The sequence below is a fragment of the Haliscomenobacter sp. genome (genome assembly GCF_033763495.1).
In the GTDB taxonomy this organism is placed as follows: domain Bacteria; phylum Bacteroidota; class Bacteroidia; order Chitinophagales; family Saprospiraceae; genus Haliscomenobacter.
Genome location: NZ_JANRKL010000109.1, coordinates 1 through 2,017, shown reverse-complemented (window position 1 = coordinate 2,017; position 2,017 = coordinate 1). Strand labels below are relative to the sequence as shown.

Here is a 2,017-nt window from a genome sequence, read left to right as displayed (position 1 = left end):
GCCTCAGGTAGGGCTCGAACCTACGACCTACGGATTAACAGTCCGCCGCTCTAACCGGCTGAGCTACTGAGGCACTTGCCGGTGCAATTATCGAATTGCGTGTGCAAATGTATGCCAACTCAAAATAATGTGCAATATTTGCGCCGTAATTTTTCAAAAAAATTTTCATCATGAGTTTACTTGCGGTTGGAACCGTTGCTTTCGACGATATTGAGACCCCTATGGGCCGGGCAGAAATGGCCATTGGCGGGGCTGCTACCTACATTACCTTGGCTGCTTCTCATTTTTTGAATGACCTGCGCCTGGTATCAGTCATTGGGGATGATTTCCCGCAAGACATGTTGAATTTTATGCGCCAAAGGGGAATCGACCTGGAGGGTTTGCAGGTAAAGGCAGGCGAAAAGTCCTTCTTTTGGGCTGGCCGCTACCACAACAACATGAATTCCCGGTATACCCTTGACACCCAGTTGAACGTACTGGCCGATTTTGACCCCGTGTTGCCCGATGCGTATAAAGATACGGAGTACTTGATGCTTGGCAACCTGACCCCAGCGGTTCAGTTGCGTGTCATTGAGCAAATGAACAAACGCCCCAAGCTGATCGCCCTCGATACCATGAATTTTTGGATGGATATCGCCTGGGATAGCCTGATGGAAGTACTCGGCAAAATCGATATGCTGATCATCAACGATGAGGAAGCTCGCCAATTGTCGGGTGAACACTCTTTGGTGAAAGCTGCTCACAAAATTCACGCTTTGGGCCCACAATTCCTGGTGATCAAAAAAGGTGAGCATGGCGCATTGTTGTTTGAAGGCGATAAACTGTTCTTTGCTCCTGCCCTCCCCCTCCAGGAAGTCACCGACCCAACTGGTGCCGGAGATACTTTTGCTGGTGGATTCATGGGCTACATTGCCAAAACCGAGGATACTTCCTTCGAAAATATGAAGCGCGCGATCATTTATGGTTCCGCTATGGCTTCTTTCTGCGTAGAACAATTTAGTGTAGAAGCCCTCAAATCCCTGGATGCTGCCAAAATCAACGAACGAGTTCAACGTTTTGTGGAATTGGTGAATTTTGATTTGGTGATGGAGATTTGAAACCAATAAAGAGTTTCAACCGTTGTTGTAGAATAACGGTTGAAACTTCTAAACGCTAGTTTTAATATATGCCCACAACCATCTCCGAACTTACCGCCTACCTCGAAAGCATCGCACCTTCCCATTACCAGGAAGACTACGACAATTCCGGTCTTCTCGTCGGCGACCCCAATGCAGAAATCAGCGGGGTAATGATCGCGCTGGACGCTACGGAGGCGGTAATCGATGAAGCCGTAGCAAAAGGTTGTAACCTGCTCGTGGCGCACCACCCCATCATTTTTCGAGGCCTGAAGCGCCTGACTGGTCGCAACTACGTGGAACGTGTGGTGATCAAAGCCATTCGCGAAGGGGTAGCCTTGTATGCCATCCACACCAACCTCGACAACGTATACCGCAATGGTGTGAATGGTAAAATTGCTGAAAAACTGGGGCTTGAAAACACCCGCATCCTCTCTGCTAAACCACTGCTGAAGAATGGTTTGCCCTCCCCTGACCCCGAAGTGGGTTCGGGTATGATCGGGACTCTGCCCCAAAGCATGAGTGAAGTCGATTTCCTGCAACACCTCAAAAGCAGCATGCAAGTCGCTTGCATCAAATACACCCCCTTGCGCAACCGAGAAGTACGCACTATAGCCGTTTGTGGCGGTTCAGGTGGCTTTTTGTTGCCCAAAGCCGTCGCTGCTGGTGCCGACGTTTTTGTGACCGCCGATTACAAGTACCACGAGTTTTTTGATGCCGATGGCCAAATTGTCATTGCCGATATCGGACACTATGAAAGCGAGCAATTTACCATTGAATTATTGCACGAGATTATTTCAAAAAAATATAGTAACTTTGCGCGCTATTGCACGAGCGTGAAGACCAATCCCGTTCATTATTATTAACAACAACCAAACATGGCTAACGAAATTACTGTAGCA

General features: G+C 48.4%; 2 protein-coding genes and 1 tRNA gene. 2 read left to right on the top strand and 1 reads right to left on the bottom strand.

Features of this window, described 5'->3' with window-relative positions:
* Positions 1 to 73, bottom strand: a tRNA-Asn gene (locus SFV55_RS11655).
* A gap of 97 nt (positions 74 to 170) precedes the next feature.
* Between SFV55_RS11655 and SFV55_RS11650 the strand changes: the two genes are divergently transcribed.
* Together SFV55_RS11650 and SFV55_RS11645 are read left to right on the top strand one after the other, a co-directional pair.
* On the top strand, positions 171 to 1,097 hold the full coding sequence (locus tag SFV55_RS11650; protein ID WP_320029676.1) for a PfkB family carbohydrate kinase: 927 nt from the start codon (positions 171 to 173) through the stop codon (positions 1,095 to 1,097).
* A gap of 68 nt (positions 1,098 to 1,165) precedes the next feature.
* Positions 1,166 to 1,981, top strand: coding sequence for a Nif3-like dinuclear metal center hexameric protein (locus tag SFV55_RS11645; RefSeq protein WP_320029675.1), 816 nt, complete (start codon positions 1,166 to 1,168; stop codon positions 1,979 to 1,981).
* Positions 1,982 to 2,017 lie beyond the last annotated feature (36 nt).

Coding starts and splice junctions, on each gene's coding strand:
- SFV55_RS11650 (WP_320029676.1), top strand. CDS start 171: ATGAGTTTACTTGCGGTTGGAACCGTTGCTTTCGACGATATTGAGACC.
- SFV55_RS11645 (WP_320029675.1), top strand. CDS start 1,166: ATGCCCACAACCATCTCCGAACTTACCGCCTACCTCGAAAGCATCGCA.